The 26278-nt window shown below is 30.7% G+C and carries 23 protein-coding genes; 6 read left to right on the forward strand and 17 right to left on the reverse strand.

Going from position 1 to position 26278, the window contains the following annotated elements:
- Positions 1-4 precede the first annotated feature (4 nt).
- The 7 genes from N524_RS0102440 to N524_RS0102470 all read right to left on the reverse strand — a co-directional run bounded on the left by N524_RS0102440 (position 5) and on the right by N524_RS0102470 (position 9475).
- Complete coding sequence (locus N524_RS0102440; protein ID WP_029055556.1) at positions 5-1513, reverse strand: bifunctional metallophosphatase/5'-nucleotidase; 1509 nt, start codon at positions 1511-1513, stop codon at positions 5-7.
- A 144-nt stretch (positions 1514-1657) separates the two neighbouring features.
- Positions 1658-3016, reverse strand: a complete 1359-nt coding sequence (locus N524_RS0102445; protein ID WP_017637371.1) for a TrkH family potassium uptake protein — start codon at positions 3014-3016, stop codon at positions 1658-1660.
- A gap of 16 nt (positions 3017-3032) precedes the next feature.
- The gene (locus tag N524_RS0102450) at positions 3033-4874 is read right to left on the reverse strand and encodes a S1C family serine protease (protein WP_029055557.1); all 1842 of its coding nucleotides are present in this window, start codon (positions 4872-4874) and stop codon (positions 3033-3035) included.
- A gap of 205 nt (positions 4875-5079) precedes the next feature.
- On the reverse strand, positions 5080-5886 hold the full coding sequence (locus N524_RS0102455; protein WP_029055558.1) for a TerC family protein: 807 nt from the start codon (positions 5884-5886) through the stop codon (positions 5080-5082).
- Positions 5887-6190: 304 nt separating this feature from the next.
- On the reverse strand, positions 6191-7753 hold the full coding sequence (locus tag N524_RS0102460) for a peptide chain release factor 3 (protein WP_029055559.1): 1563 nt from the start codon (positions 7751-7753) through the stop codon (positions 6191-6193).
- Positions 7753-8010 (reverse strand): YueH family protein, encoded by a 258-nt coding sequence (locus N524_RS0102465; RefSeq protein WP_231577495.1) that lies wholly within the window; start codon positions 8008-8010, stop codon positions 7753-7755. The genes N524_RS0102460 and N524_RS0102465 overlap by 1 nt, the downstream gene beginning before the upstream one ends.
- A complete protein-coding gene (locus N524_RS0102470) occupies positions 7991-9475 on the reverse strand; it encodes a UDP-N-acetylmuramoyl-L-alanyl-D-glutamate--L-lysine ligase (protein ID WP_017637376.1) in 1485 nt (494 codons plus the stop codon). Before N524_RS0102470 ends, N524_RS0102465 begins: the two co-directional genes overlap by 20 nt.
- Positions 9476-10064: 589 nt before the next feature.
- Between N524_RS0102470 and N524_RS0102475 the strand changes: the two genes are divergently transcribed.
- A complete protein-coding gene (locus N524_RS0102475) occupies positions 10065-11240 on the forward strand; it encodes a diglucosyl diacylglycerol synthase (protein ID WP_017637377.1) in 1176 nt (391 codons plus the stop codon).
- The gene (ltaA, locus tag N524_RS0102480; RefSeq protein WP_017637378.1) at positions 11218-12405 is read left to right on the forward strand and encodes a lipoteichoic acid biosynthesis MFS flippase LtaA; all 1188 of its coding nucleotides are present in this window, start codon (positions 11218-11220) and stop codon (positions 12403-12405) included. Before N524_RS0102475 ends, ltaA begins: the two co-directional genes overlap by 23 nt.
- Positions 12406-12510: 105 nt before the next feature.
- On the opposite strand, the gene N524_RS0102485 is transcribed toward ltaA, so the two are convergent.
- The 3 genes from N524_RS0102485 to N524_RS0102495 all read right to left on the reverse strand — a co-directional run bounded on the left by N524_RS0102485 (position 12511) and on the right by N524_RS0102495 (position 15720).
- Complete coding sequence (locus tag N524_RS0102485) at positions 12511-13020, reverse strand: YjcG family protein (RefSeq protein ID WP_017637379.1); 510 nt, start codon at positions 13018-13020, stop codon at positions 12511-12513.
- 204 nt (positions 13021-13224) lie between these two features.
- Entirely contained in the window at positions 13225-13971 is a 747-nt protein-coding gene (locus N524_RS0102490) for an esterase family protein (RefSeq protein ID WP_029055560.1), read from the reverse strand.
- A 183-nt stretch (positions 13972-14154) separates the two neighbouring features.
- A complete protein-coding gene (locus tag N524_RS0102495; protein ID WP_029055561.1) occupies positions 14155-15720 on the reverse strand; it encodes an alanine/glycine:cation symporter family protein in 1566 nt (521 codons plus the stop codon).
- A 209-nt stretch (positions 15721-15929) separates the two neighbouring features.
- Here N524_RS0102495 and cozEa point away from each other — a divergent pair, with 209 nt between their 5' ends.
- Positions 15930-17015 carry a lipoteichoic acid biosynthesis protein CozEa gene (gene cozEa / locus N524_RS0102500; protein WP_017637382.1) on the forward strand — a complete coding sequence of 362 codons (1086 nt, stop codon included), beginning with the start codon at positions 15930-15932 and terminating at the stop codon, positions 17013-17015.
- Between the two features lie 195 nt (positions 17016-17210).
- Here cozEa and fabI read toward each other — a convergent pair whose 3' ends face one another.
- The 7 genes from fabI to N524_RS0102535 all read right to left on the reverse strand — a co-directional run bounded on the left by fabI (position 17211) and on the right by N524_RS0102535 (position 24136).
- On the reverse strand, positions 17211-17981 hold the full coding sequence (fabI, locus tag N524_RS0102505; RefSeq protein WP_029055562.1) for an enoyl-ACP reductase FabI: 771 nt from the start codon (positions 17979-17981) through the stop codon (positions 17211-17213).
- A gap of 212 nt (positions 17982-18193) precedes the next feature.
- On the reverse strand, positions 18194-20038 hold the full coding sequence (locus N524_RS0102510; protein WP_029055563.1) for a monovalent cation:proton antiporter family protein: 1845 nt from the start codon (positions 20036-20038) through the stop codon (positions 18194-18196).
- Positions 20039-20048: 10 nt separating this feature from the next.
- A complete protein-coding gene (mgtE, locus tag N524_RS0102515) occupies positions 20049-21422 on the reverse strand; it encodes a magnesium transporter (protein ID WP_371106437.1) in 1374 nt (457 codons plus the stop codon).
- A gap of 41 nt (positions 21423-21463) precedes the next feature.
- A complete protein-coding gene (locus N524_RS0102520; RefSeq protein WP_029055564.1) occupies positions 21464-22318 on the reverse strand; it encodes an RluA family pseudouridine synthase in 855 nt (284 codons plus the stop codon).
- The gene (locus N524_RS0102525; RefSeq protein ID WP_017637387.1) at positions 22315-23124 is read right to left on the reverse strand and encodes an NAD kinase; all 810 of its coding nucleotides are present in this window, start codon (positions 23122-23124) and stop codon (positions 22315-22317) included. Before N524_RS0102525 ends, N524_RS0102520 begins: the two co-directional genes overlap by 4 nt.
- 12 nt (positions 23125-23136) lie before the next feature.
- Positions 23137-23772 (reverse strand): GTP pyrophosphokinase, encoded by a 636-nt coding sequence (locus N524_RS0102530; RefSeq protein ID WP_017637388.1) that lies wholly within the window; start codon positions 23770-23772, stop codon positions 23137-23139.
- A gap of 16 nt (positions 23773-23788) precedes the next feature.
- Complete coding sequence (locus N524_RS0102535; RefSeq protein ID WP_017637389.1) at positions 23789-24136, reverse strand: hypothetical protein; 348 nt, start codon at positions 24134-24136, stop codon at positions 23789-23791.
- A 260-nt stretch (positions 24137-24396) separates the two neighbouring features.
- Between N524_RS0102535 and N524_RS0102540 the strand changes: the two genes are divergently transcribed.
- The 3 genes from N524_RS0102540 (at position 24397) to yjbH (ending at position 26265) form a co-directional block, all read left to right on the forward strand.
- Positions 24397-24978, forward strand: a complete 582-nt coding sequence (locus N524_RS0102540; RefSeq protein ID WP_029055565.1) for a CYTH domain-containing protein — start codon at positions 24397-24399, stop codon at positions 24976-24978.
- Between the two features lie 89 nt (positions 24979-25067).
- Complete coding sequence (locus N524_RS0102545) at positions 25068-25439, forward strand: truncated hemoglobin YjbI (protein ID WP_029055566.1); 372 nt, start codon at positions 25068-25070, stop codon at positions 25437-25439.
- Between the two features lie 16 nt (positions 25440-25455).
- On the forward strand, positions 25456-26265 hold the full coding sequence (yjbH, locus tag N524_RS0102550; RefSeq protein WP_017637392.1) for a protease adaptor protein YjbH: 810 nt from the start codon (positions 25456-25458) through the stop codon (positions 26263-26265).
- Positions 26266-26278 lie beyond the last annotated feature (13 nt).

The following is a 26278-nucleotide window of genomic DNA, read 5'->3' on the forward strand; positions in this document are numbered from 1 at the left end:
AATGTTATTTAAACACCTCAAAGTTTTGTTCTAAATTAATCTTATATTTTGAATCAGCTAAATTTTTAGCAATTAACATGCTCATAGTTTCTTCACTAGTATGATGAATCGTTGCATCTTTTAAATACGATTGATAGTTTCTGAAACAATAATCAGTCATTACTATTCTATATAAATTATTTGGATTAATATTATCCAACGTGACACGATTAAAAGGTTCTTTAGTCATATCTACTTTATAATCAAATCCCTGCCACAATGTGTATAGTGTTTCGTCAATAAGCGTAGATTTTAGTGTATCCGCTTCAAACTCAATATATGAATAAGAAAATTCTAATATATCTTTAATACATTGACCTTTTATTGTTAAATCTACAGGTTTATCTGGATATGGATAAGCCTCATAAATTTGACGATTAGATATAATACCATGCAGCCCTTCTTCGCCATTCTTAGGTACGTGAACGCAACTAATTGGGTAATCATAAGCTAATCTAATACTATCATGTAATAATTGAGCAAATGGATGTGGTTGACCTACTAACTCAGCTAAATCTTTAACAGGTAAATTAACATGTTCATCATTTATAACTTCATTTGCCCAATGTTCAACTGCTTTTCTATCATAATACGTTACTTTAAGTAGATCTTCATCTTCGTCATAATCATTTAAATCAATGACCTCTGGCGATATTTCTTCCACTTCATATGTATTCGTTCTTTTTTTAAATTTAATTTTCACATGAACAAGTTCTTCGGCATCTTGTCCGGCTTGAACGTAGACTGTATCATGGTCTTGTCCTACAAGTGTTTGATGTTGGTGTGCAGTTATAATTAAATCAATCACACCAATTTCTTTCATCAATATTTCAGCTTGGTTAACGTTATCTTCATTTTTCTTTTCTGAATTACTAAATTTATCTAATCCACCGTGATATATTACAATTAAAAAGTCAGGTTCTTCTATTTCATGAATATATCTAATCCATCTTTTAGCTGACAGTATTGTTTTTTCAATACTAACGTCTTGTTCCATTTCTGCATATTCATTTTTCATAAGTCCATCTGCAGTTAGTCCAACGATAGCTATTTTCAAATTATCAAAATTTTGAATTGAGTATGGTGTTGAAAAGTATGGTTCTTTAGTTTTGATATATTCTATATTAGCTGATAACCACGGAAATCTTGCTAAAGCAACTGAACGTGTTAAAAACGATAATCCAAATTTAAATTCATTTGGGCTAATACCACTTGCATTATATTGCATTGCATTCATTAATTTTATCATTGGATGACGTTTATATGGCGCAACAATTGCATAATAAAATGCCGCTAGTGAGCCGGCTAAACTACCACCGCTATCCAATAAAATAACTCTTTGATTATTCTCTCTTACTTTATTAACAAATGTTCCAGCACGATAGATATTTGATCCATAATCCCCATTTAAAAAATGACTATGCATATCCGAAGTTACGATTACATCTACGTTTATATTTTCGTTTCTCTCCATCTTAAAACACCTCTCATTATGCATAGTTTAACATGTAATCATATCTTTACGATAACACTTTTACTATACCTATAATTTTTAATTAAAAAAAGACACTCCAAGTAAAAATAGCTTTTAATACTTGAAATGCCTTTAATATAGAATTTAACCAATTTGAATACGTTCTTTAGGATAATGATATTTTTTAGGTTCTTTTCGTCCCCCTATCATTATGATAAAGGAGATTAACCCTACACGTCCGATAAACATTAATATCATCAAAATAATTTTAGTTAAATTACTAATATCATCTGTAACACCTAATGTGAGTCCACACGTACCAAATGCTGACATCACTTCAAAGAACACTTGTAAGAAGGTTAGTTTACCTTGTTCTGCTGCGGATATAATTATCATACTCGTGAATGTTAAAATTGAAGCCATTGTAAACACCATAAATGAACGTTGAATATCCATTATATGAATTTCACGGTTAAACACTTTGATGGATGTTTTATCTGCCGAATTACTAAAATTAATAACAAATAGTATTAAAATAGCAAATGTAGTAGTACGTATACCACCACCTACCGAACTAGGAGATGACCCGATAAACATTAATAAACTCATAATAATATTTGTGGGGTCGCTAAATTGTGAAACGTCTATAGTTTGCAATCCTGCACTTCTCGTTGTAGCAGATTGAAACAGAGAGTAAAACAATGACTGGTGCCAACTCATGCCTTTAAATGCATGATTATGTTCTAAAAGAAATATTATTATCACACCAAATACAAATAAAAATAAATATGTTGAAGTAGTAATTTTCGTAAATAATGAGAATCTAAAGTTAGTTACTCTATTTTTTATATATGCTTTAACTTCAAGTAATACTGGGAATCCTATCGAACCTAAAACTATTAAAAACATTACTATCGTTTGTACAAAATAATCTTTTGCATAAGGCACTAACGAATCACCAGTAATATCAAGACCACCGTTTGTTGTTGCAGAAATAGAAACAAATATTCCTTGCATGATAGCATATTTTAAATCTGGATTGTCCCTGTAAAAATAAAATGCAAGCAATATTGCGCCGATAAATTCAATAACGATTATTGTTCTAACTATTTCAAGTATCAGCTTAACTGTTCCACTCATTGTATCTTTATTATTATCAAGCATAATGAGTTGACGTTCACGAATACCTATGTGCTTACCTAAAACAACCCACAACAAGGTTCCAATAGCCATAACACCAATGCCACCGATATTTAAAATTACTAATATAATAATTTGACCAAAAGTTGAATAAGTATCCACAATACTGATTGGTGTTAATCCAGTCACACTTATGCCTGATACAGCCACAAAAAGTGTATCTATTGGATTTACGTCAACGCCAGACTTATGCACATATGGTAAATTCAATAATAAAAATGCGACGATAATAGCTGCTAAATAATAAAGTACTATCCCTTGTTGAGGACTGGACCTTTTTAATAGTTGACCAAAAATCGACATTCATTTCACCTCAACATCATTTTAATTTAATATCTATACTTTTCTCTTTACCGTTTCGATATATTTTAGCTTTTAATGTATCTTTATCTTCCCTATGACTAAAAATAATTTGTCTATAACGTAAATTGTCTTCTAATCTTTTACCATCTAATTCTACTATTACATCATCTTTTTTCAACCCTGATTTATCTCCAAGTGAATTAGGTTTAACTTCACCTATTAAAACGCCATTTTTAATTTGATCAGGTAAATTGATGGATTGACGTTCACTATTGTCTATATCAGCAATATTTTTAATTTTAATACCAGTATTAGGATATTCAATTTTACCATCTTTTTCTAACTGTCTAGCCACTTTTTGAGCTTCATTAATAGGAATAGCAAATCCCATTCCTTCAACGTTATCCATATCTATTTTAAGCGATACAATACCTATAAGTTTACCATCTCTATCAACTACTGCACCACCTGAATTCCCTGGATTTACGGGCGCATTAATTTGAAATGCTTTCATTAATACATCATAGCTATCGTCTTTATCTATATCTACTGGTACATGTCTATTCAAACCAGAAATGATACCATCTGATACACTCTCTTTAAAATCTACACCTAAAGGATTACCTACTACTAATATAGGCTCTCCCAAAACTAAATGATTGGAATCTCCAGTTTTAATTGCTTTAACGGACTTATCTACACTTTTGGCTTTTACAACTGCAATATCAGACCATTTATCAGTTCCAACAACCTTACCTTCAACTGATTTATTATTTCCAAATGTAATTTTTTGTTTATCCTTATCACCCACTACGTGAGCGTTAGTCATAATAAAAAGAGAGTCGCCCACTTTTTTGTAGACGACACCTGAACCAATTTCATTATCTGCTTTAGATGTGTTATTAGGAACCGAAGTATCTTTTACTTCTTCATTTTCCACAGTAACAACAGATTTAACTGAACTATTGGCACTTTTCATTGTATCTGTATAATGTTTATTCGTTGGTGATAAAGCACTATCATTGGTGTGATCGTTTTTATTAACGTTAGTAAAAATAGCGTTAAGGATAATTATTAATAAAATAATACCAATAATAATAGCAATTTTAGGCCAATGTTCAATAAAGAATGATTTAATTATATCAATATAATCTTTATTCTTATTATTAGATTTATTTTCTGATGAAGATGCGCTCATATGTATAGCTTTATTGTTGTGATCTTTATCGCGTTCTTTTTCATTTTGATGATGGCTTCTCTCTTTACTTTCTGTTAAACCACTATTTTTAGCTGAACGTGTTTCGTTGTCATTTGTAGCATTTTCTTTTTCATTCTTTGATTTATGCTTACTATTAGATTCGATGTTATTTTCACTAGAATCTTTATCAGTATCTATTTTACTTTTTGACTTATTTTCATCCAAATTATTAAACTCTGAGCTAGTATTTATACTTTTATCAGCATTAATACCATTTTCGTCAGTTTGTTTTAAATCGTTCGTGTTATCTTTTGATTGATTTTTGGATCGCTTTAATTGATGTTCTTCAGGTAACGTTAAATTTGATTCATTATGTGATGATGAGTCTTGGTCGTTGTCCATTTTATTACTAGATTGTGAAGCGATATTTTGTTGTTGTTGAATTTCATCTTTAGTCAATTTTTCTATTCTTGCTTTTCTTAAATTGTCTTTGACTCTTTCTTCATTAACTTTAGATTGATATTCGTCTTTTTTTGCTTGAATTCTTTCTTCTTCCTTTTGTTGTTCTACTCTAGCTTCTCGTTCTTCATTATGGAAGAATTCACGACGTTCTCGTCGATAGTTTTTACGAGGGATGACTTGTTTTTTATTTTTATCCACTAGATAGTTCACTCCTATCATTTCACTCAATTATCTTTATTATGACATACTCAAATAATAATGAGGTAATATTTTCTAGAAAAGATTGTATATTCCTAAGAAAAAGTCCTATGTATACGTAAATTTTAATATTTTATAATTAAAACTGCAATGTTGTATAGTAACAAAAAAGACTTCGTTCTAATTTGAACGAAGTCAATTAATACTATTTCTTTTTCTTTTTATTATTCACTACTGATGTTAACCAACCGATAACAACAAGTAAAATAAGTACTGCCCAGAAGATTGATTGCCATAAAACAGTATGTGGGAATTCTTCAGGTAATATACCAACATCTTCATGTGCTAACACGAGTACTACTAATTTAATACCTACCCAGCCTACAATCGCAAATGCTGCGCCTTCTAAACCAGGATATTTGTTTAATAGTTCAACGAACCATGTAGCAGCAAAACGCATTAAAATAACACCAATCATTCCGCCAAGGAACATTACTGCAAATTGACCTAAATCCATACCTGCGAAATCAATATCAATTTCAGGTAAGGTAACTGCTATTGCTAATGCAGCTAACATTGAGTCAATTGCAAATGCGATATCTGCAAATTCAACTTTAAATACTGTAGCCCAAAATTCTTTCGGTCCAACAGCTTTCTCTTGGCCTTCTTCATCAAAATGATGGTCATCATTTTCATGTTTTTGATGGTCTTCTTCAGTCTTATGGAAGAAATCCCATAAGTTTTTAATAGACATGTAAATTAAGTAGATCGCACCAATTGCTTGAATAAACCAAAAATTAGCTATAATACTTATTAAGAATAATGCTATAAATCTAAATACAAATGCACCTAATAAACCATAAAATAATGCTTTTTTTCTTTGTTTAGGTGGCAAATGTTTTACCATAACCGCCATTACGATGGCATTATCAGCAGCTAGTAAACCCTCTAAAAATACTAGTACAATTAGAACCCATCCATAGGATAATAACATACTCGGTTCAAATTCCATTGTGGACAACTCCTTTGATTTAAATTACAAATAAAGAGACCTATGCTAAAAAATAGCAAAGGTCTCACTTAGCAAATATTATTGCCCACTTTACCGGAAGATAAGACTTCGTAATGACGATAAAGTGTAAAATCACTTAATTGTTAAAGTGACCATCAAGTTACTCCCCTCTGACATAAATGTCATAGCTATTTATTTGTGAATATGGTTATTATACAGACATATGTGCATAATGACAATTTATTTTTTTATAAAATTGTAATAACATACTGTTTAATACCCAAACCACTCAATATCAAACATCTTAAAGTAAACTATATAATTTAATTTCTGGGAATTTTTCTTCAAACCAACGTGTTGCAAATTCATTTTCAAATAAGAATACTTTATTATCATAACGATCATTTACAAGTATAGAACGAGATGTATTCATATTATCTTTAATATCATCTTCATTTTCTATCCATCTAGCAATTTTACGTCCTACTTGTTCCATGACAACATCTACATTGTATTCATTTTTCATACGATGTTCGAATACCTCGAATTGTAACTGACCAACAGCACCTAAAATAATTTGATTAGTGTGTAACGTTTTATAGTATTGAATGGCACCTTCTTGAACAAGTTGTTCTATACCTTTATGAAAATGCTTTTGTTTCATTACATTTTTAGCAGAAACTTTCATAAATATTTCTGGAGTAAACTGTGGTAAATCTTGGAAACTGAATTTTTGCTTACCGCCTACTAACGTATCTCCAATTTGGTAATTACCTGTGTCGTATAACCCAATAATATCTCCAGCTACAGCATGGTTAACAGTTTCTTTATCGTCTGCCATAAATGAAGTTGAACGTGTAATTTTTTGTTTCTTACTAGTACGTTGCAATGTAACATCCATACCACGTTCAAATGCACCACTAACAACTCTCATAAATGCAATTCTATCTCGGTGTTTAGGATCCATATTAGCTTGTATTTTAAAGATAAATCCAGAAAAGTCAGTATCAAATGGACTCACTTCAATGTCTTCTTTTGTTTGTCTTGCATTAGGCATTGGTGCATGGTCAACGTATGCATTTAAGAAATTTTGAACACCAAAGTTAGCTAAAGCAGATCCGAAAAATACTGGAGTCAATTCACCATTTAATAATGCATCATTATCAAAATCTTCTCCTGCTCCTTCTACTAACATTAACTCTTCGATAGCTTGTTCAAATGCACTATCATTTTTAATGGCATGATCTTCTTCTAATTCATAATCATCATTTAGATGTAAAATATTTTCTTCATCTCTAAAAGGTTCAATTGATTTACTTTTTCTATCAATAATACCGAAAAAGTTTTGTCCCATTCCTACTGGCCAATTCATTGGATAAGTATCAATATTTAATGTTTCTTCAATTTCTTCTAATAAATCAAATGGTTCTTTACCCACTCGGTCTAATTTATTAATGAAAGTAAAAATAGGTATACCTCTCATTTTACAAACTTTAAATAATTTAAGTGTTTGTGGTTCGATACCTTTAGCACAGTCGATAACCATTACAGCACTATCAACAGCCATTAACGTACGATACGTATCCTCTGAAAAGTCTTCGTGTCCAGGTGTATCTAAAATATTAATTTTATAATCGTCATAATCAAACTGCATGACTGAACTTGTTACTGAGATACCACGCTCTTGTTCAACTTTCATCCAGTCACTTGTAGCAAATTTCCCAGATTTTTTACCTTTAACTGTACCCGCTTCACGAATGGCTCCACTGAAATATAATAGTTTTTCAGTTAATGTTGTTTTACCAGCATCGGGATGGGAAATAATAGCAAAGGTCTTTCTTGACTCTACTTCTTCCTTTAAATTCATTAATCATTCTCCTTTAGTATTGTTTCAATCCAACTTGTTACTTTATTAGCAAGATTTTCTGCTTCATTTTCATCATTAAATGTAAAAAATTGCATTAATAATGTTTCATTAATTTCTTCTATACTTAAGTCATTTGAAATTTCAACTGACCAAAATTGATCAGGTATTGCTATCAATAGTGTTTGATTTAATTTTTGAAAATATACATAAAATTTGTTCGAATCATCTGTATATTCCCTAATCTTCAACTGGTCCACCACCAAATTTTTTATATGCTGCTTCTAGACCTATTAAATCATCTCGATGAGGAACTTTGATATGTCCCGGCATAATTTGGTAAGGTTCTCTACCTTTAGATGCGAGAACAACAGTATCACCTGGTTCAGCGATGTCAATTGCATGTTTAATTCCTTCTGCTCTATCCTCAAATTCTACATAATTTGAATGTGTAGCGCCTTTAGCTAATTCAGCTGTAAGCATTTTCGGATCATCATTAGCGGGATTGTCAGGCGTAAAAATAACATAATCTGCACGACAAGCGACACTACCCATTTCAGGAGTTTTTGTCATATCTCGCTCTCCGGCCATACCCACTAAAAATATTAATTTTTGTTTAACAAATGGTTTAACTGCATCAATTAACTTATTCATTCCATCTGCTGTATGTGCATAATCGATGATTAAATCAATTGGCAAACTAGGATCCAGTACTTCTAAACGTCCCTCAACTGGTTCAAGTGATTTAACTGCTTTAATAATTTCTTCAAATGAAATTCCTTTACTCCAAACCGCAATTATTGCTGCCATAATATTCGATATATTGAATTTGCCGACATATGGACTTTCAACATGATAACTTCCGAATGGCGTTTCAAATTCAAATTTCACGCCTTGCAATGATTCATTAATATTTGTCGCCATGAACTGTGCTTCATTATCAATACCATATGTAAATATTTCATAAGGTGTCACAGAAGCAAGATATTCTGAAAAAGAGTCATCGTTATTTATAACGGCGTATTTTTCTTTTGCTAAGTCTTCACCTAACTGACTAAATAACAATGATTTAGCATGTCCATATGCTTCCATTGTTCCATGAAAATCTAAATGGTCTTGCGTTAAATTGGAGAATATAGCAACATCAAATTCAACACCTCTTAAACGACCAAGTGATAAACCATGACTTGATACTTCTAATGTCATAGCTTCAGCACCTTCATCAGCAGCTTCTTTAATTTTTTTAGTTAAAGATACTGTCTCAGGAGTTGTATTTGCGCCTTTCGTTTTCTTTTCATTAATCTGGAAACCATTTGTACCTAAATAAGCACTATTTTTATTTAGTTTTCTATATATTAGATGAATCATTGTAGCAATAGATGTCTTACCATTTGTACCTGTTACCCCATATGTAACTAGTTGATGGCTTGGAAAGTTAAATAACGTATGTGCTAATAGACTCGCTACTCTCAATGTATCTGGCACAATGACTTGTGTTACTTCACCATTTAATTCTTGTTCTCTATTAACTACAATTATTTTACATCCTTGATCAACTACATTTTGACAAAATTTATGACTATCTACTGTATAACCTTTTGATGCGACAAAAATACTGCCTTCTTTAGCTGTTCTTGAATCAGTAGTAATATCTTCTACTTTTCTTTCTAATGTTCCAATTACTTGTTTTACTCGAATTTTTTCGAACAATACACTCGCATTCAAAATGAATCGCTCCTTTTTTTACAATAAGTCTATTATACACGTTTTAATGGTTATGATAAATTTATTCTTCATATTTAAATGTAATCATTGTCATCGACTTTTTTATAGTAATGTTCTCAACAAAAATTAACATTATTCTATTATATATGTAGTAAATTGGTTGATTATACGATTTTAATCGCCATTTCTTTCAAAAAAGTTTCAACAATTAAATGTAAATTAAAAGCTCATTTATTAATCTAACATTAAAAATGGTTAAAAATACTGTTAGCTCTAGGAAATTAATGATACTTATTAATGGAATCATGCTAACATAAAGTATAGATAAACATTTTATTTGATGTAATTATAAAGAAAATACTTCATCACTATTAAGTATTTTCGAATTTTATTTTAAGATAGTTATGGTATAATGCATAAATACAAATTTTACATCTACATATAAAGTATTACTTGTAGTTTAATCACAAGAAAATTGCTTCAAGTCAATGGTAATGAAATTAACGGAAATCGTGATATTCCTTTTATAATGTATTAAAATACGTTACACTTATTATAAATTTTAAAAATTAACGGAGGGTGGCTTTTAATGGTTACTCAAAATAAAAAAATATTGATTATTACTGGTTCTTTCGGTAACGGTCATATGCAAGTTACTCAAAGTATCGTAAACCAATTAAATGAAATGAATTTGGACCATTTAAGTGTTATTCAACACGACTTATTTATGGAAGCACATCCGATTTTAACTTCTATATGTAAAAAATGGTATATCAATAGTTTTAAATATTTTAGAAACATGTATAAAAACTTTTATTATAGCCGCCCTGATCAACTAGATAAATGTTTTTATAAGTATTATGGTCTAAATAAATTAATAAATATACTGATTAATGAGAAACCAGATTTAATTTTGTTAACATTCCCAACACCAGTAATGTCTGTATTAACAGAACAATTCAATATTAATATTCCAATTGCGACGGTAATGACTGATTATCGAATGCAAAAAAATTGGATTACACCAAAATCAGAACGTTATTATGTTGCTACTGAAACAACTAAAGAAGATTTCATGGAAGTAGGCGTTCCTGCCTCTAACATTAAAGTCACTGGAATCCCTATTTCTAGTAAATTTGAAGAATATATTGATCAAAGAGCGTGGTTGAGTAAACATCATTTAGATCCAGATAGACCAACTATCTTAATGTCTGCAGGCGCATTTGGAGTTTCAAAAGGTTTTGACCAAATGATTAATGAAATCTTAGAGAAAAGTAAACATTCACAAGTTGTTATGATTTGTGGACGCAGTAAAGAATTAAAACGTTCATTACAAGCTAAATTTAAAAATAATCCTGATGTTTTAATATTAGGATTTACTAAACATATGAATGAATGGATGGCATCAAGCCAATTAATGATTACTAAACCAGGCGGAATAACTATTTCAGAAGGATATACTCGCTGTATTCCAATGGTATTTTTAAATCCTGCTCCTGGTCAAGAATTAGAAAATGCGCATTATTTTGAAAAAATGAATATGGGTAAAATTGCTAATACGCCAGAAGAAGCTATTGATATCGTTACGCAGATTACAAATGATGAAACTTTATTAAATAAAATGACTTCTAATATGAAAGAATCTAGAATTGAATATTCTACTTTGAAATTATGTAAAGACTTATTAGAATTATTAGGCCACTCTTCACAACCTGAAGAGATATATGGAAAGGTACCTTTATATGCCAGATTCCTCGTTAAATAATTATTCTAATAATAAAAACTTTATTATTATGTTAGTCATTTTATTTTTAATGGAATTTGCTAGAGGTATGTATATTTTAAGTTATATTAATTACTTACCTACTGTTACATCAATTGCAGTTGCAGTGACATCACTTGCTTTTTCTATTCATTTTATTGCAGATGCTGCGACAAATTTTGTTATTGGCTTTTTATTAAAAAAATTCGGTGCTAGATTAGTGCTAACATCAGGCTTTTTAATGGCATTTCTAAGTTTATTCTTAGTCATCTGGTTTCCGTCATCATCAATTATCATCATTATTAGTGCAATTATGCTCGGTATTGCTGTTAGCCCCATTTGGGTGATTATGTTATCAAGTGTTCAAGAAGATAAACGAGGCAAACAAATGGGCTATGTTTATTTTGCTTGGTTATTAGGTTTATTGGTAGGTTGGGTAGTCATGAATTTTCTAATTAAAATTCATCCCCTACATTTTGTATTTATGATGTCACTAGTAGTTTTAATTGCATGGGTTTTATACTACTTTGTCAATATAAGACTCACAAACTACAATACTAAACCTGTAAAAGAGCAATTATTCCAAATTGTCGATGTAACTAAACGACATATGATTTTATTTCCAGGCATCTTATTACAAGGTGCAGCTATTTCAGCGCTAGTTCCTATATTACCTACATACGCAACTAAAATCGTACATGTATCAACTGTTGAATATACACTAGCAATTATGATTGGTGGCATAGGTTGTGCTTTTTCTATGTTATTCCTTTCAAAAATTATAGATAAAAATAGCAAAGGCTTTATGTATAGTATTATATTTGGCGGTTTCATTTTATATACATTAATGATATTTGGATTATCTTTAATCACAAATATTTATATTGTATGGGGTATCGCTTTATTTATTGGATTAATGTATGGTATTTTACTTCCAGCTTGGAATACATTCATGGCAGGCCATATTAATCCTAAAGAACAAGAAGAAACTTGGGGCGTTTTTAATAGTGTACAAGGTTTCGGTTCTATGATTGGTCCATTATTAGGCGGTTTAATTACTCAATTCACAAATAACTTAAATAATACATTTTATTTTTCTGCATTTATTTTCTTAGTTTTAGCCCTATTTTACGGTTATTACTTTATAAATCGAAAACATGCAAAATAACAGAAAATGGAGTGAGATAGACATCTATTATAAAATAGATACCACTATCTCACTCCATTTTGTTTATGTTTTAACTATTAATAATTATTGGTTTTCAAAATCTAATTAATTTAATTTAAATGTATCGATAACGTTCCATTTGTCATCTTCTGAATGATATTGAAGTAACGATAATTCATCAATTACCTCTTTATGATCTACCCCTGCTAATTCTACTTGACCATAAATATCTTCAAATTCTTGACTTGAAAGACCTTGTGCAATTGTAAAATGAGGTACAAATTGATGTTCAGCCTTACCATAAAAATCATCTGTATCAAATCGATTAAAAATTTCTTCAAGTTCGTCGTTTTTAGCAACTTTAAAGTAAATAACATTATTTACTGGTTTGAAACTTGATGCTTTAGTAGCATGGATATCGATTGATGAGATACCTTTAATTCGAGTTTCAATTTCTTTTTTAACTGAATCTAAATCCGCATCATTAACTTCAAATTGAGATTTCACAGTAATATGTGGCATAATTTGTGCGTAATGAGTGTCATAACGCTTACGATATGCATTTACCTCTTCTTGAAATGACTTTGATGGGATTAACGCTAATCCTAAAATCATTTGAATTCCTCCTTTGTTTAACCTATTTCCATTATAGCAAAATTCCATGAAAACCGTTACTTTAAACTTAAAAATATTTTTTCTATTTTAAACTATATTCTTCAAAATTTTTATACGATGTATAGTTGATTATGATTTTTTAAACAGTATTATTTCAAATTATATCTTTAAAAAACATACCTATTTTTATACTCATTCATTAAGTTAGTCCGGAATTTCTTCATTTAAAAAGTATTTTAGTATATCGCCTAACATTGGTTTCCATGATTTCCAGTTATGGCCGCCATCGAATTCTTGGTACTCATACTTCACATGGTATTGTTTAATAAGTTGATTTAATTCTCGGTTTGGCGTTAAGAAATTCGCACGTTTTCCATTGGTTGGCAAGGTAAAATCTTCTTCTTCTAAACCAATAGCATGCCAAATTGAAAGTTGTTCTTTTGTTTCACAATCTATCAATTTCTCTTTAATGATATCGTCATATTGTGGACTAAGCATAGCTACTTGGCTAAATATAGTTGGATACGTTAATGAAGTAAGTAAAGCTATACTTCCAGCCAAACTATCACCCATTAATAATCGTGCATTACCTACTTTGTAAGTTGGGAAAGTAGCATCAATAAATGGTAATAACTCTTTGCCGATTGCTTTAACAGTTAAATGTGATCGACTACCTTGTGGGTGAAATTCTTCACGTCGTTTTTCAACACTCTCGTAATGAAATCCTACAATAATAGCTCGTTGTATTTCCTGATCTTTACGCAATCTTTCATATTCTCTTTGAATTCTTCCAAATCTTAAAAAATCTAATCCATCAAAACAAATAATCACTTGATGTTTAAATAAATCTGTATAATCTTCAGGTAAATAAATCGATATCGTAACTTCTCTTTCTAAAATATCGCTATAGAATTGATGTTTATTAATTTTACCTGGTTTAAATTCAGACATGTTAAAACGCCCCCTAGTAGTATTAATAACATTGTACCAAGAGACGTTATATTTTTAAATTATGTAGATTTTAAAGTTTTTAATAAATTAAGAAATTCAGTTGTTAATTGTAATTTTAATTCTTTAATAAACAACTATTTTCCGTAAATAAATTCATTAACGTTATATATATAACATCCTGTTTTATTTACTTACTTTTTTCAATCTTTCAGGATAGGTTTTCAACCAAAAGATAGCATTAGGTAGTTTTTTCGCATCAGGTTTATATAATGCATGATAACCTGAACCTAAACGTGACTTCTGTACTTCATAATCTTTTAATGCTTCTATAGCTGGTTTATGTAGTATCCATATCGCTATAATGTTTAACCACGCCATAAGACCTGCCCCTAAATCACCTAAAGCCCAAGCAACATCTGCAGTTTTAATACCACCATATAATGTTGCAATAATGATTCCTAATCTTATGAGAATAAATGCAATATTGGTTGTATGATTGTTTTGCTTTCTAGTTATATAAGCTACATTTGTTTCAGCAATATAGTAATAAGCTATTATTGTCGTAAAAGCAAAGAAGAATAACGCAATTGCTACAAAATAAGAACCTATTCCAGAAAAATGAGTATCAAAATGGTAACTACTACCATGAAATGCTTTATCTATACCTGCTTGTACATACATAGCTGTACCTGAATAATCTTTACTACCATCTGCATTTTCTACAAATACACCACCATTTTTTATTAAATGTGGTGTGCCATTAGCATTATTTTGACCATCTGTAACGTTATATGTACCTGAAAGCAAAATAATTAACGCTGTCGCTGTACATACAAATAAAGTATCCACATAAACTGAAAATGATTGAACTAATCCTTGTTTTGCTGGATGAGATACTTCTGCAGCTGAAGCTGGATGCGGTCCAGTACCTTGCCCTGCTTCATTAGAAAACAGTCCTCTTTTAACTCCAATTTCAATCATAGCGCCTACAATTCCACCAAATGCTGATTGTAATCCAAATGCAGATTTGAATATTTCTGCTAATAATGCTGGAACAGCTTGAATGTTAATCACAATAATGATGATTGCCATCAAAATATAAATTACAGCCATAAATGGTACGACAGCAGTAGCTACATTAGCAATTGAACGTAATCCACCAAAAATGATTAACGCTAAAATAATTACGACGATCACAGCAACTACCCAATTAGGTATATTGAAAGCGTTACTCATAGAACTTGCGATTGCATTTGCTTGTACACCAGGCAATAATAATCCGGCAGATATAATCGTAACTATTGCAAATGCTAATCCGTAAATCTTACCCAACTTACCACCGATACCATATTCGATATAATATGCTGGACCACCACGATATTCACCGTTAACTTCACGTTTAAAGATCTGTCCTAATGTTGATTCAATAAATGCACTACTCGCTCCTAAAAAGGCACTCATCCACATCCAAAATACTGCACCAGGACCTCCAATAAAGATTGCTGTTGATACACCAACTATATTACCAGTACCAACACGCCCCGCTATTGACATGGCTATAGCTTGAAAACTAGAAATACCACTAGGTGATTTTTCTCCCTGAAACATTAAACGAATCATTTCTTTAAAATGTCTTACTTGGAAAAAGCGCATCATTAAACTAAAAAATATACCCGTAAATAATAATCCATATACTAATGGTTTACTCCAAACCAGTTCATTTAAAAATGCAACGATATTTTCAATCATCGTATACCTCCCTAATCAATAGATTAAAAAAATTATACGATGTATATTTACACTTATCAATATATTTTTAGAATTTTATATAAAATGTATTATATTATTATCTATTTGTGCGCTTTATTTAAACGATATGGCTCTTTTGTAGTATTGAATTTTGAGATATACTATAAAAGACTATCAAAAAATGAAAAATTTCAGGAGGACTATCATATATGTTAAATAAAGTTTGGTTCCGAACTGGCATAGCTTTAATTATGTTGTTCATACTCATCAAACTATTTATGCAAGTACATGAAGTATTTACCCCTATTGTTACCATTATTGGATCTGTTTTCCTTCCATTTATTATTAGTGGTTTCTTATTTTATATATGTTTACCATTTCAAAATTTATTAGAAAAATGGGGATTTCCAAGATGGGCTAGTATTGTAACTATATTTGTCGTGTTAATAGCAATAATTGCTATAGTTGTAGCCTTTATTGCACCAATCTTAATTTCAAATATGAATAATTTGATTAAACAAACACCAGCATTACAAAGAGAAACTGAGCGTCTGGTTAATTTCGCACTAACTCAAATTGATAAATTACCAAATGATGTCACTCACCGTATTAATAATATGGTTAAATCAATGGGTGATGGCGTAACAGATGTCTTATCAAACTCACTTTCATATATCACATCATTAATTTCTACTATTTTCTTATTGATTATGGTACCGTTCTTCCTTATTTATATGTTAAAAGATCACGAAAAATTCATTCCAGCAGTTGGTAAATTTTTCAAAGGAGAACGTAAAGTATTTGTAGTAGATTTATTGAAAGATTTAAACTACACGTTGAAGTCATATATCCAAGGACAAGTAACAGTTAGTGTTATTTTAGGTATTATCTTATATATTGGTTATACAATTATTGGACTACCTTATACACCATTATTAGTATTATTTGCTGGTGTAGCTAATTTAATACCATTCTTAGGTCCATGGCTTTCATTCACGCCAGCAGCTATTTTAGGTATTATCGATGGTCCGACGACTTTTGTTTGGGTGTGTGTTATCACTTTAATTGCACAACAATTAGAAGGAAATGTCATTACACCAAATGTTATGGGTAAATCACTAAGCATGCATCCATTAACAATCATTGTGGTTATTTTAGCAGCTGGAGATTTAGGTGGTTTTACACTAATATTAATCGCTGTACCTTTATATGCAGTATTAAAAACAATAATTAGCAATATCTTTAAATATCGTCAACGAATTATCGATAAAGCGAATAGTAACGTTAAAGATTAGATATTCTTTCACATAACATAAAATTATAACTAAAAAAAGCTGTGAAGAGGCCTATAGCCTTCTTCACAGTTTTTTATTATTTTCCAATTCTTCTTTCAACTAATCACATAAAACAAAAACCAAGTGAGTTGTATAGACATCTCACTTGGTCATTTGATTTATTTTGTAGCTTTCGTTTTAAAATTCCTAGCTTTATTATTTAATTGCGTGGTATCCACCATCAACATGGATGTTTTCACCTGTAACACCGCTAGAAAAATCACTTAATAAGTAAGCCGCTGTTTTACCTACTTCTTCTTGGTCAACGTTACGTTTTAATGGTGCACGTTCTTCAATTTCTTTAAGAATTGTGTTAAATCCACCTACACCTTTAGCACTTAAAGTACGAATAGGACCAGCTGAGATTGCATTTACACGGATGTTATCTTCACCTAAGTCTAGTGCTAAATATTTAACATTTGCTTCTAAACTTGCTTTAGCTACGCCCATAACATTATAGTTTTGTATAGCAAATTCTCCACCTAAATAAGTTGTAGCAACAATGCTTCCACCTTCAGGCATTAATTTTTTAGCTTCATTTGCAACAATAGTTAGTGAATATGAACTAATATCTTGCGCTAATAAGAAACCTTCTCTTGATGTTTCAGAGAAACGTCCTCTTAAATCTTCCATGTTGGCAAAAGCAATTGAATGATAAACGCCATCAATATTGCCTACATCTTCACCGATGTTAGCAAAGCCATTAATAACATCTTCATCACTTTGAACATCGATTTGATATAAACGTTGTTCTGATTGATTAAGTTGATCTAATAATTTTTCTAATTCTTTACGGCTTCGATCTTTACGATATGTAAATACTAATTTAGCACCTAGTTGATCTAGTACTTTGGCAACGCCAAAACCAATACTACGTTTATTGGCAATTCCCATAATGACATAAGTTTTATTTTCAAGATTTAACATGCAAATAACTCCTTTTAATAAGATATATAATAAATCATTTCAAACGTTTCTAAATTTTTCACTCAATATATTTTAACATTTTTAGTACCTGATAATAAAGCATTTTAGATTTACTCTATAGTTCACACTATACTTATATTAAATTTCATATTATTTATATAATTAAAAAGATCTGTAAGTATGATGTATACTTACAGACCCATAATCCTTTATTAATAATAGAATTCTAATTCTTGTTTTAACTCATCTACATATTCTTTTGAACCTGTCACAATAAGTCTATCTTTATAACGTAATTGCGTATCACCATGAGGAACAATGGAATCATTATTGCGCACAATTCTTACAAAAATAATATCTCCACCGAATGGGAAATTTCGTAATTGGATGTTCTCATATTTATAATTCAACATTTGAATTTCATATAGAGATGTTTCTACATTACTTAATAAGTTAAGCATATTCGGCGTTTCAATTAATCCTTTAAGTAATATTTTATTACTTAGATAATTACTAAATATTTCTATGCCTAACGATTTCATTTCTATGTCTTCATTTGTACTTTCAAGTCTACATATCACTCGTTCTACGCCATGTTCTTTAGCCATCAAAGCGACTTTCCGGTTAATTTCATCATCATTAGTCGCACATACAACGATGTCACGATCGAATAACCCTAATCTTTCAAGTATTCCTTGTTCATAATCAGCGATTTCGACCATAGTAATTTCATCGGATAATTTACGACTATCACTTAAATCTTTACGATAATAAAGTGAAATGTCATACAATTGGGAAGTTAAATTCTGTACGATAGGAATAGTCAGTTGGTTTTTACCTATCAAGCTTACCTCAATACGACGATTCATTTCATTAGGTACTGGGAATAGCTTTTTAAAAATAACAGGCACAAAGACACAAGTAATGACTGCACTTAAAATAAGTAACCCTGATGTTTCTGCTGAAATTGTCTTTAATTGTTCAGCGATTTTAGCTGCAGCAATAACTAATGATAGCGTTGACGTTAATAAGAATGCTGAAGCAACAGTCGTCTTCATATCAAACCATCGTTTTATAAGAAATACTGGAATTAGCTTAGATACTATAAAAGCCAAAATTAAAATAGGTATAATGATTAATAATGATGGTTCTTTCACTAATGATGGAATGTCTAAATCTACACCCACCATAATAAAGAATATAGGAATGAAAAATCCGTATCCAAATGAGTCTAATTTCTCAACCATTTCTTCATCAGGATTTAATAATGATACAACTACGCCAGCTAAGAATGCACCAAGTATGTATTCAGCACCAACACCTTCTGCTAATGCAACAAGTAATATAATCAATGCAAATACGGCACGTATACCAATTTGTGTAGTACCACCCATTAATTTTTGTAAAAATGACATTCGTTTAAATAGTACTCCAATCACGTAGAAAATAATTGTAAATACTACCAAAATGCCTGTAAGCCAGATGGTACTACCACCGTGACCGTTAACCGCACCATAAATTGTTAGTAATATCATTGTTACTAAATCGGCTAATACCGCAACTAACAAGATAAATTGTCCAATAGTCGTTCTCATTATATTCATTTCTTTTAATGTCGGAACTACCACACCTAATGAAATAGTAGATATGATAATTATCATTAATAATACATCATCTATTAAACCAAACCATTTTAATGCGTATGCTAAAATAATTGAAACAATCATGATTAATGCAAATACTGTCATTGCGAGGTTTAAATGACCTGGTAATTTCTTCTCTTCTTTTCTTTCACCTTGTCGAGGACGAGAATCTTTTTTAAAGGCGTTAAAATCAATTTCTAATCCACTTAAAAACATTAAAAAGATAAAGCCTAATGTTGATAAAATACTAAGCATAGAATCTTTGGTTACTAAGTTTAAAAATGAATTACCTATAATTATCCCCATTAATATTTCAGCAACTACGACAGGTAAAAAATTAATATTCAACCTATTTATTATAATAGGTGTTAAGAATGCAGCTACAACTACAATCACAAGTGATAAGAACTCCATTAGTTCCTCCTTAAGTTAAATATGACATAAATGATGTTGCTAAGCCGAAATAAATTAACATACTTACAATGTCGTTAATTGTTGTAATAAATGGACCACTTGCAACTGCTGGGTCAATTTTTAATTTATTCATTAATAATGGAATCATTGATCCAACTAATGTACCAACTGTCATAGCACACGTTAAACTGCCACCAACAATGACTGCTAATAAGGGTTGTCTATAAATAGCAATAATTATAATGATTAAAATGATGGAACAAACAATTCCTGATAAAAAGCCACTTCCCGCTTCTCTTAAAGCAACTTTAAATTTACTTTGTTCGTCGATATCACCAGTTGAAATATTACGTACAGATACGGCTAAAGATTGCGTACCAGAATTACCTGACATCCCACTAATAATTGGTATAAAGGCTGCTAATAAAGCGACTTTTGCTAAAGTGTCTTCAAAGCTACCTAAAATTGTTGCAGTAATCATACCTAAAAACGTTAAAATGATTAGCCAAGGTAAACGTTTTGTTGCCGTTTTGATTACTGAATCATTAGTAGAATCAATATCAGAGACACCGGCTAAACGAGAGTAGTCTTCACTTGCCTCTTCATCCATAACATCTAAAATATCATCAATTGTAATAATACCTAATAGATGATTTTGGTAATCAACAACAGGTACTGCAATGAAATCATAGTCTCTCATTGTTTGTGCAACGTCTTCTTGGTCAGTTGCGACATCTACACTAATAACACGTTCACTCATCACATCTTCAATATAAGCATCGTTCTCAGCTGTGATTAAATCTCTTAAAGATAAAACCCCAACTAATTGATCATCTTCATTGATAGCAAAAATCACGTAAATTGTTTCAGCATTTGGCGCTTGTTCTTTAACATGCATTAATGCTTCTTTAACAGGAGTAGTAGATTTTAATGAAAGATATTCTGTTGTCATAATACCGCCGGCGGTATCTTCTTCATAATGTAGTAATGCCTTTATTTCATTGGCATCTTCTTTATTCATTAATGTAAGTAAACTAGCGACTTTAGGTTTAGTTAATTCGTTTAAAATGTCTACTGCATTATCGTATGACATTTCTTCTAAAATATGACTTGCGTAGTTTGCATTAATTTTTTCAAATAATTCTTCGTAATCCTCATCGTCTATATCCAAGTGATCAAAGAAATCAGCAACTTCTTGTGGTGATAAGAATTGGAATATTTTTTGTCTATTCTCATCATCAGTGTCTTCAAAGTATTCACTTTGTTCGTAATTATGCATTGATAAAAATTCTTCTCTAAATGCATCTATATCTTCATTTTGTAATAATTGATCTAATAAGTCTTTATCGTACACATCTTCGCTAGCGTATTCTTTCTCTTTCATTTCTGTGTCGTTAGACAATTTAAACACCTCCAAAATGCTTTTTATATCATGTCATACCATTGATTTAGTTGTTTATAATCAGTTGTTATTTCAATTGTATTTTTACTTACTGGGTGTTCAAATGTTAGTTTGTAACACTGTAAACATTGCCCCTCTATTTTATCATGTTTACCACCGTATAATGTATCACCAATTAAAGGATGACCTAAATGTTGAAAATGCACCCTTATTTGATGAGTCCGACCAGTACATAATTGGACTTCACATAAACTTACATGACTCTTTTGTTTAATCGTCTGATATATGGTTTTAGCATACTTACCATTTTCTGATACTTGTCTTTCAATAATACTATGACTAGTTCTTGAAATGGGCGCTTCAATCACATCACTTGGTTTTGTTAAACCATGGGCTAAACATATATATTTTTTATTCATATTAATTTTTGAAAATAAGTAATGAATATATCCATATTTTGCAAATAAAACAATACCAGTCGTATTACGATCTAATCGTGTAACAATATGTGGGTTAGTATTTTCACCTTTGTCTTGTAAATAACCTAAAACTTGTTCAACTAAGCTCTCATGTGGATGTTCACGAGAAGGTGCACAATTTTGTCCATTAGGTTTGAAGACAATAATAATATAGTCATCTTCAAATAAAATATCTAATGGTTTCAAATATGGAACTAAGTTAGCGCTCGGAACTTCCTTTGGTAAACGCACTTCTAATTTGTCATTGATATCAAGTTCAAACCTTACTGTTACAGGTTTATTATTTACAAGTAAAGCGCCATTAGTTTTAATGGCGCTAATCGTTTTCTTAGAAAAATCATGTCGTTTTAAAAATGTTTTAAGCGTTTCTTTTTGCGTAATTGTATAACGGAATATCATATTTCATCATCACTTGAAATAAAGGAATCGTGTACCCTTTTCCAAAATGGGAATGGTCTAAAGCGTGCAAACCTTACTTTTTCATTTGCTACTCTATATTGAATCGCATTCACATTTTTATGTTTAATGCTGACATGGTCAATAGTCGTACGTATCGTATCATGATTCACTGGGGTAATAAGACAAGTATGATGTTTAGGTAACACAAGTGGTGACCCTACCGTTCTAAACACGCGATTGTTAATTGACGCAATCTCAGCAATTTGCATTGCTTCAAGAGAAGGATGAATTAACGCTCCACCTAATGCTTTGTTATAGGCTGTAGAACCTGATGGTGTAGATATACACAAACCATCACCTCTAAAACGCTCAAAATGTTTTCCACGAATATTAACATCCACAACTAATGTTGATCCATTTTCAGTTTTCATGGTTGCTTCATTCAAAGCTAAGTACCTTGTTTCATAACCATTATTATTATATCGGACTATGATTTCTAATAATGGATATTCAATGACTTGAAATTCTGAATTGTTAATTTCAATAATCAATTTTTCGACTTCATGAGGTAACCAATCAGCATAAAATCCTAAATGGCCAGTATGAACACCGACAAATGCTACTTTCGATAACATATGACTATACTGATGAAAGGCTTGAAGTAAAGTACCATCGCCACCAACTGATATGACTATTTCTGGATTTTCTTTATCTTCAATCATTTGAAAGTCTTTCATATGGCTAATCATTTTATGCTTTAACGCATTGGATTTCGAATCGCCTTTAGTTAGGATTGTATAACGCATCTTTACACCTCATTAGTCATTTTCATGCTTTTTTGCACGCTTTTGAGTATAGTATTTTTGTGCTTCTTGAATTTCATCTTTGATTTCAGACATTTCTTCATCTAATAAGTATGCCGCTTCAGCTGCTCTTTCTAAACGATGTTGTATCTCACTTGGATAATCCCCATCATATTTATAACGCAATGTATGCTCAATCGTTGACCAAAAGTTCATTGCCAATGTTCTAATTTGAATTTCAGCTAATATCGACTTTTGTCCACTCAATGTTTCAATTGGATATTCAATGATGACATGATAAGAACGGTAACCACTTTCTTTAGTATTACGAATATAGTCTCTTTCTTCAACGACGCTAAAGTCTTTACGTTGACGTAAAATATTGACAACTACATCGATGTCATCAACAAATTGACACATAATTCGTAACCCAGCTATGTCATACATTTCTTCTCTTAATCTATCAAATTGAATTCCACGTTTATTGGCTTTATCAATTATACTTGAAATAGGTTTTACGCGGCCTGTTACGAATTCAATGGGAGAACTATGTTCACTAATTTCATATTGTCTACGTAATCCTTTTAATTTTACTTTTAATTCATTAACGGCCTGTTTATAAGGTGTTAAAAATTGATCCCACTGGTTCATATTCATTCACTCCGCTTCATTCTAGTTCAAAAGTTTTTTCAACAGCAGAAACAAACTCCTTACCATAGTTATTATTACCTTCTATATTATCCAATATGTAATCTAATTCTTCTTGGAAATGTTTAAGTTCTAACGTTTCATTTACGACTAGTTTTTTACCTTTATTTTCATGTAGCATTGACCATGTTTCTTCAACAAAGATCAAATACGAATAGGATTGTCCATCATCTAATATGTATGCAAATCCGTAGTTATCACTGTCAACAAGCATTTGTCCTACTTCTTCTAATCCTTCAATAGAATCTTCTGAATAACAATAAATTGTATCATCTTTCACTTTTATCTCATTTATATATATACGCATGCTTGCCCCTCCTTATTCCATATTAGTTTAACATAATTTGGCCATTCAACACACATATCTATGCCATTATTCTTACATTATTATTAGGTTTATGATTGTTCAGATTAAAACCAAAAGTATATGTCTGATATTATTAAAATATATGTAAAATTGTACATCGTCAAAATGATCAAAATTACTTTAAATCATAGATAATTTACGGCATAATATTGATAAATTTAAAATAAATACAAAGAAAAGTATCGGGGTGTATCTCTATCATGGCAACTAATAATGAAATTGAATTTAAACAAATACTAAATGAAAATGTTTATAATGACATTAAACACAAATACTTTAAGGACGATACTCCTTTTAAACAAATTAACTATTATATTGACACTGAGGATTTTAAATTAAAATCAAATCAGTCGGCTTTAAGAATACGTGTGAAAGACGATACTTATGAAATGACGCTTAAGGTTCCAGCAGAAGTCGGTTTAACAGAATATAATTTTGATGTATCTATAGAACCTAAAATTAATAAAGTAATTAGCCACGATCAATTACCATCAGATATTAGACATATTATATCTGAAAAATATGGCATTCAAGATGGTAGTTTATCTATTTTAGGTGCATTAACAACATATCGAATGGAAACCAATTATAAAAATGAATTACTTGTACTGGATAAAAGTGAATATCTGGGCACTGAGGATTATGAACTTGAATTTGAAGTTAACCAATATGAAGAAGGATTAATAAAATTCAACGAGTTACTTCAGTCATTTAATCTGACTCACCAAAAACCATTGAATAAAGTTCAACGATTCTTTGAACGAAAAAAAGAATTATCTTAAATTAGCAAAAAATAGCTATAATGCAAATTACTTTCATATGTAAAAATTCATGTTATATTAGATATATATTAATGGAACACGGTGATAATATGCCTAGAACACCTTATGACATCATCGGGCAAGACGCACTATATCAAATGATTGATCATTTTTACTCGTTAGTTGAACAAGACGATAGAATTAATCATTTATTCCCTGGTGATTTTAAAGAAACGAGTCGAAAGCAAAAACAATTTTTAACTCAGTTTTTAGGTGGCCCTGATTTATATACTCAAGAACATGGACACCCCATGTTAAAAAGACGACATATGGAATTTACAATTACTGAATTTGAACGCGATGCTTGGTTAGAAAATATGTCTATTGCGATTACCCACGCTAATTTTCCCGCTGGGGTTGGAGACTATTTATATGAAAGATTGCGACTAACAGCTAATCACATGGTAAATTCCGAAAATTAATTGTAGGTGAAATGACATGGCTGAAGAGTTAAGAGTAATGGAGAATAAGAGTTGTGAAGATGCAAATACTGATCTATCACCTGTATGCAAAATAGAAATTTACTCTTTTTTCGATCCCTTTAGTAAAGATTGCTTTAAATTATCCGCAATTTTATCTAAATTAAGAATTGAATATAATCAATATATACGTGTTAGACATATTCTTAATCCTTCATTAAAAGTTTTAACAAAATGCCAAGCACAAAGCACCTCTGATTTTGATAATATTGCCCTTGCTTATAAAGCGGCTGAATTACAAGGTCGTTTAAGAGCTGAGCGTTTTATTCATTTAATGCAAAATGAAATTATTCCAAAGCGTGATATTATCACTGAAGAAATGATATGTGATTGTGTAAAAAATGCTGGAATAGATTATGAAGTGTTTAAAGAAGACTTACAAAAAAGTAAACTTACTGAAAGTTTAAAAGTTGACTTGCATATAGCACGTGAAATGGAAATTGAACAATCCCCTTCTCTCGTCTTTTTCAATGAAGATGTGCACGAAGAAGGTTTAAAAGTTGAAGGATTATATCCTTACCATATATACACATATATTATTAACGAACTTATGGGTAGTCCTATTGAAAAGAACTTACCACCAAAATTAGAGACATACATTCAACAAAAGCAACTTGTTACAATGGAAGAATTGCTTACTATATATGAATGGCCTGAGAAATTACTTAATAAAGAACTAAAAAAATTAATGCTTCAGCAAAAAGTTGAAAAACTTAATTATCCTGAAGGTAAATTTTGGAAATCAAAAATGCCCAAACCTAATTGTTAAATATAAATATTAA

Source organism: Staphylococcus sp. URHA0057 (genome assembly GCF_000620265.1).
GTDB classification, from domain to species: Bacteria; Bacillota; Bacilli; order Staphylococcales; family Staphylococcaceae; genus Staphylococcus; species Staphylococcus pasteuri.

Coding starts and splice junctions, on each gene's coding strand:
- N524_RS0102445 (WP_017637371.1), bottom strand. CDS start 3,016: ATGTCGATTTTTGGTCAACTATTAAAAAGGTCCAGTCCTCAACAAGGG.
- N524_RS0102540 (WP_029055565.1), top strand. CDS start 24,397: ATGGCAACTAATAATGAAATTGAATTTAAACAAATACTAAATGAAAAT.
- yjbH (WP_017637392.1), top strand. CDS start 25,456: ATGGCTGAAGAGTTAAGAGTAATGGAGAATAAGAGTTGTGAAGATGCA.
- N524_RS0102485 (WP_017637379.1), bottom strand. CDS start 13,020: ATGATTTTAGGATTAGCGTTAATCCCATCAAAGTCATTTCAAGAAGAG.
- N524_RS0102490 (WP_029055560.1), bottom strand. CDS start 13,971: ATGTCTGAATTTAAACCAGGTAAAATTAATAAACATCAATTCTATAGC.
- N524_RS0102475 (WP_017637377.1), top strand. CDS start 10,065: ATGGTTACTCAAAATAAAAAAATATTGATTATTACTGGTTCTTTCGGT.
- N524_RS0102495 (WP_029055561.1), bottom strand. CDS start 15,720: ATGATTGAAAATATCGTTGCATTTTTAAATGAACTGGTTTGGAGTAAA.
- mgtE (WP_371106437.1), bottom strand. CDS start 21,422: ATGAAAGAGAAAGAATACGCTAGCGAAGATGTGTACGATAAAGACTTA.
- fabI (WP_029055562.1), bottom strand. CDS start 17,981: ATGTTAAATCTTGAAAATAAAACTTATGTCATTATGGGAATTGCCAAT.
- N524_RS0102440 (WP_029055556.1), bottom strand. CDS start 1,513: ATGGAGAGAAACGAAAATATAAACGTAGATGTAATCGTAACTTCGGAT.
- N524_RS0102545 (WP_029055566.1), top strand. CDS start 25,068: ATGCCTAGAACACCTTATGACATCATCGGGCAAGACGCACTATATCAA.
- cozEa (WP_017637382.1), top strand. CDS start 15,930: ATGTTAAATAAAGTTTGGTTCCGAACTGGCATAGCTTTAATTATGTTG.
- N524_RS0102460 (WP_029055559.1), bottom strand. CDS start 7,753: ATGAATTTAAAGGAAGAAGTAGAGTCAAGAAAGACCTTTGCTATTATT.
- N524_RS0102535 (WP_017637389.1), bottom strand. CDS start 24,136: ATGCGTATATATATAAATGAGATAAAAGTGAAAGATGATACAATTTAT.
- N524_RS0102530 (WP_017637388.1), bottom strand. CDS start 23,772: ATGAACCAGTGGGATCAATTTTTAACACCTTATAAACAGGCCGTTAAT.
- N524_RS0102525 (WP_017637387.1), bottom strand. CDS start 23,124: ATGCGTTATACAATCCTAACTAAAGGCGATTCGAAATCCAATGCGTTA.
- N524_RS0102520 (WP_029055564.1), bottom strand. CDS start 22,318: ATGATATTCCGTTATACAATTACGCAAAAAGAAACGCTTAAAACATTT.
- N524_RS0102455 (WP_029055558.1), bottom strand. CDS start 5,886: ATGGAATTTGAACCGAGTATGTTATTATCCTATGGATGGGTTCTAATT.
- ltaA (WP_017637378.1), top strand. CDS start 11,218: ATGCCAGATTCCTCGTTAAATAATTATTCTAATAATAAAAACTTTATT.
- N524_RS0102510 (WP_029055563.1), bottom strand. CDS start 20,038: ATGGAGTTCTTATCACTTGTGATTGTAGTTGTAGCTGCATTCTTAACA.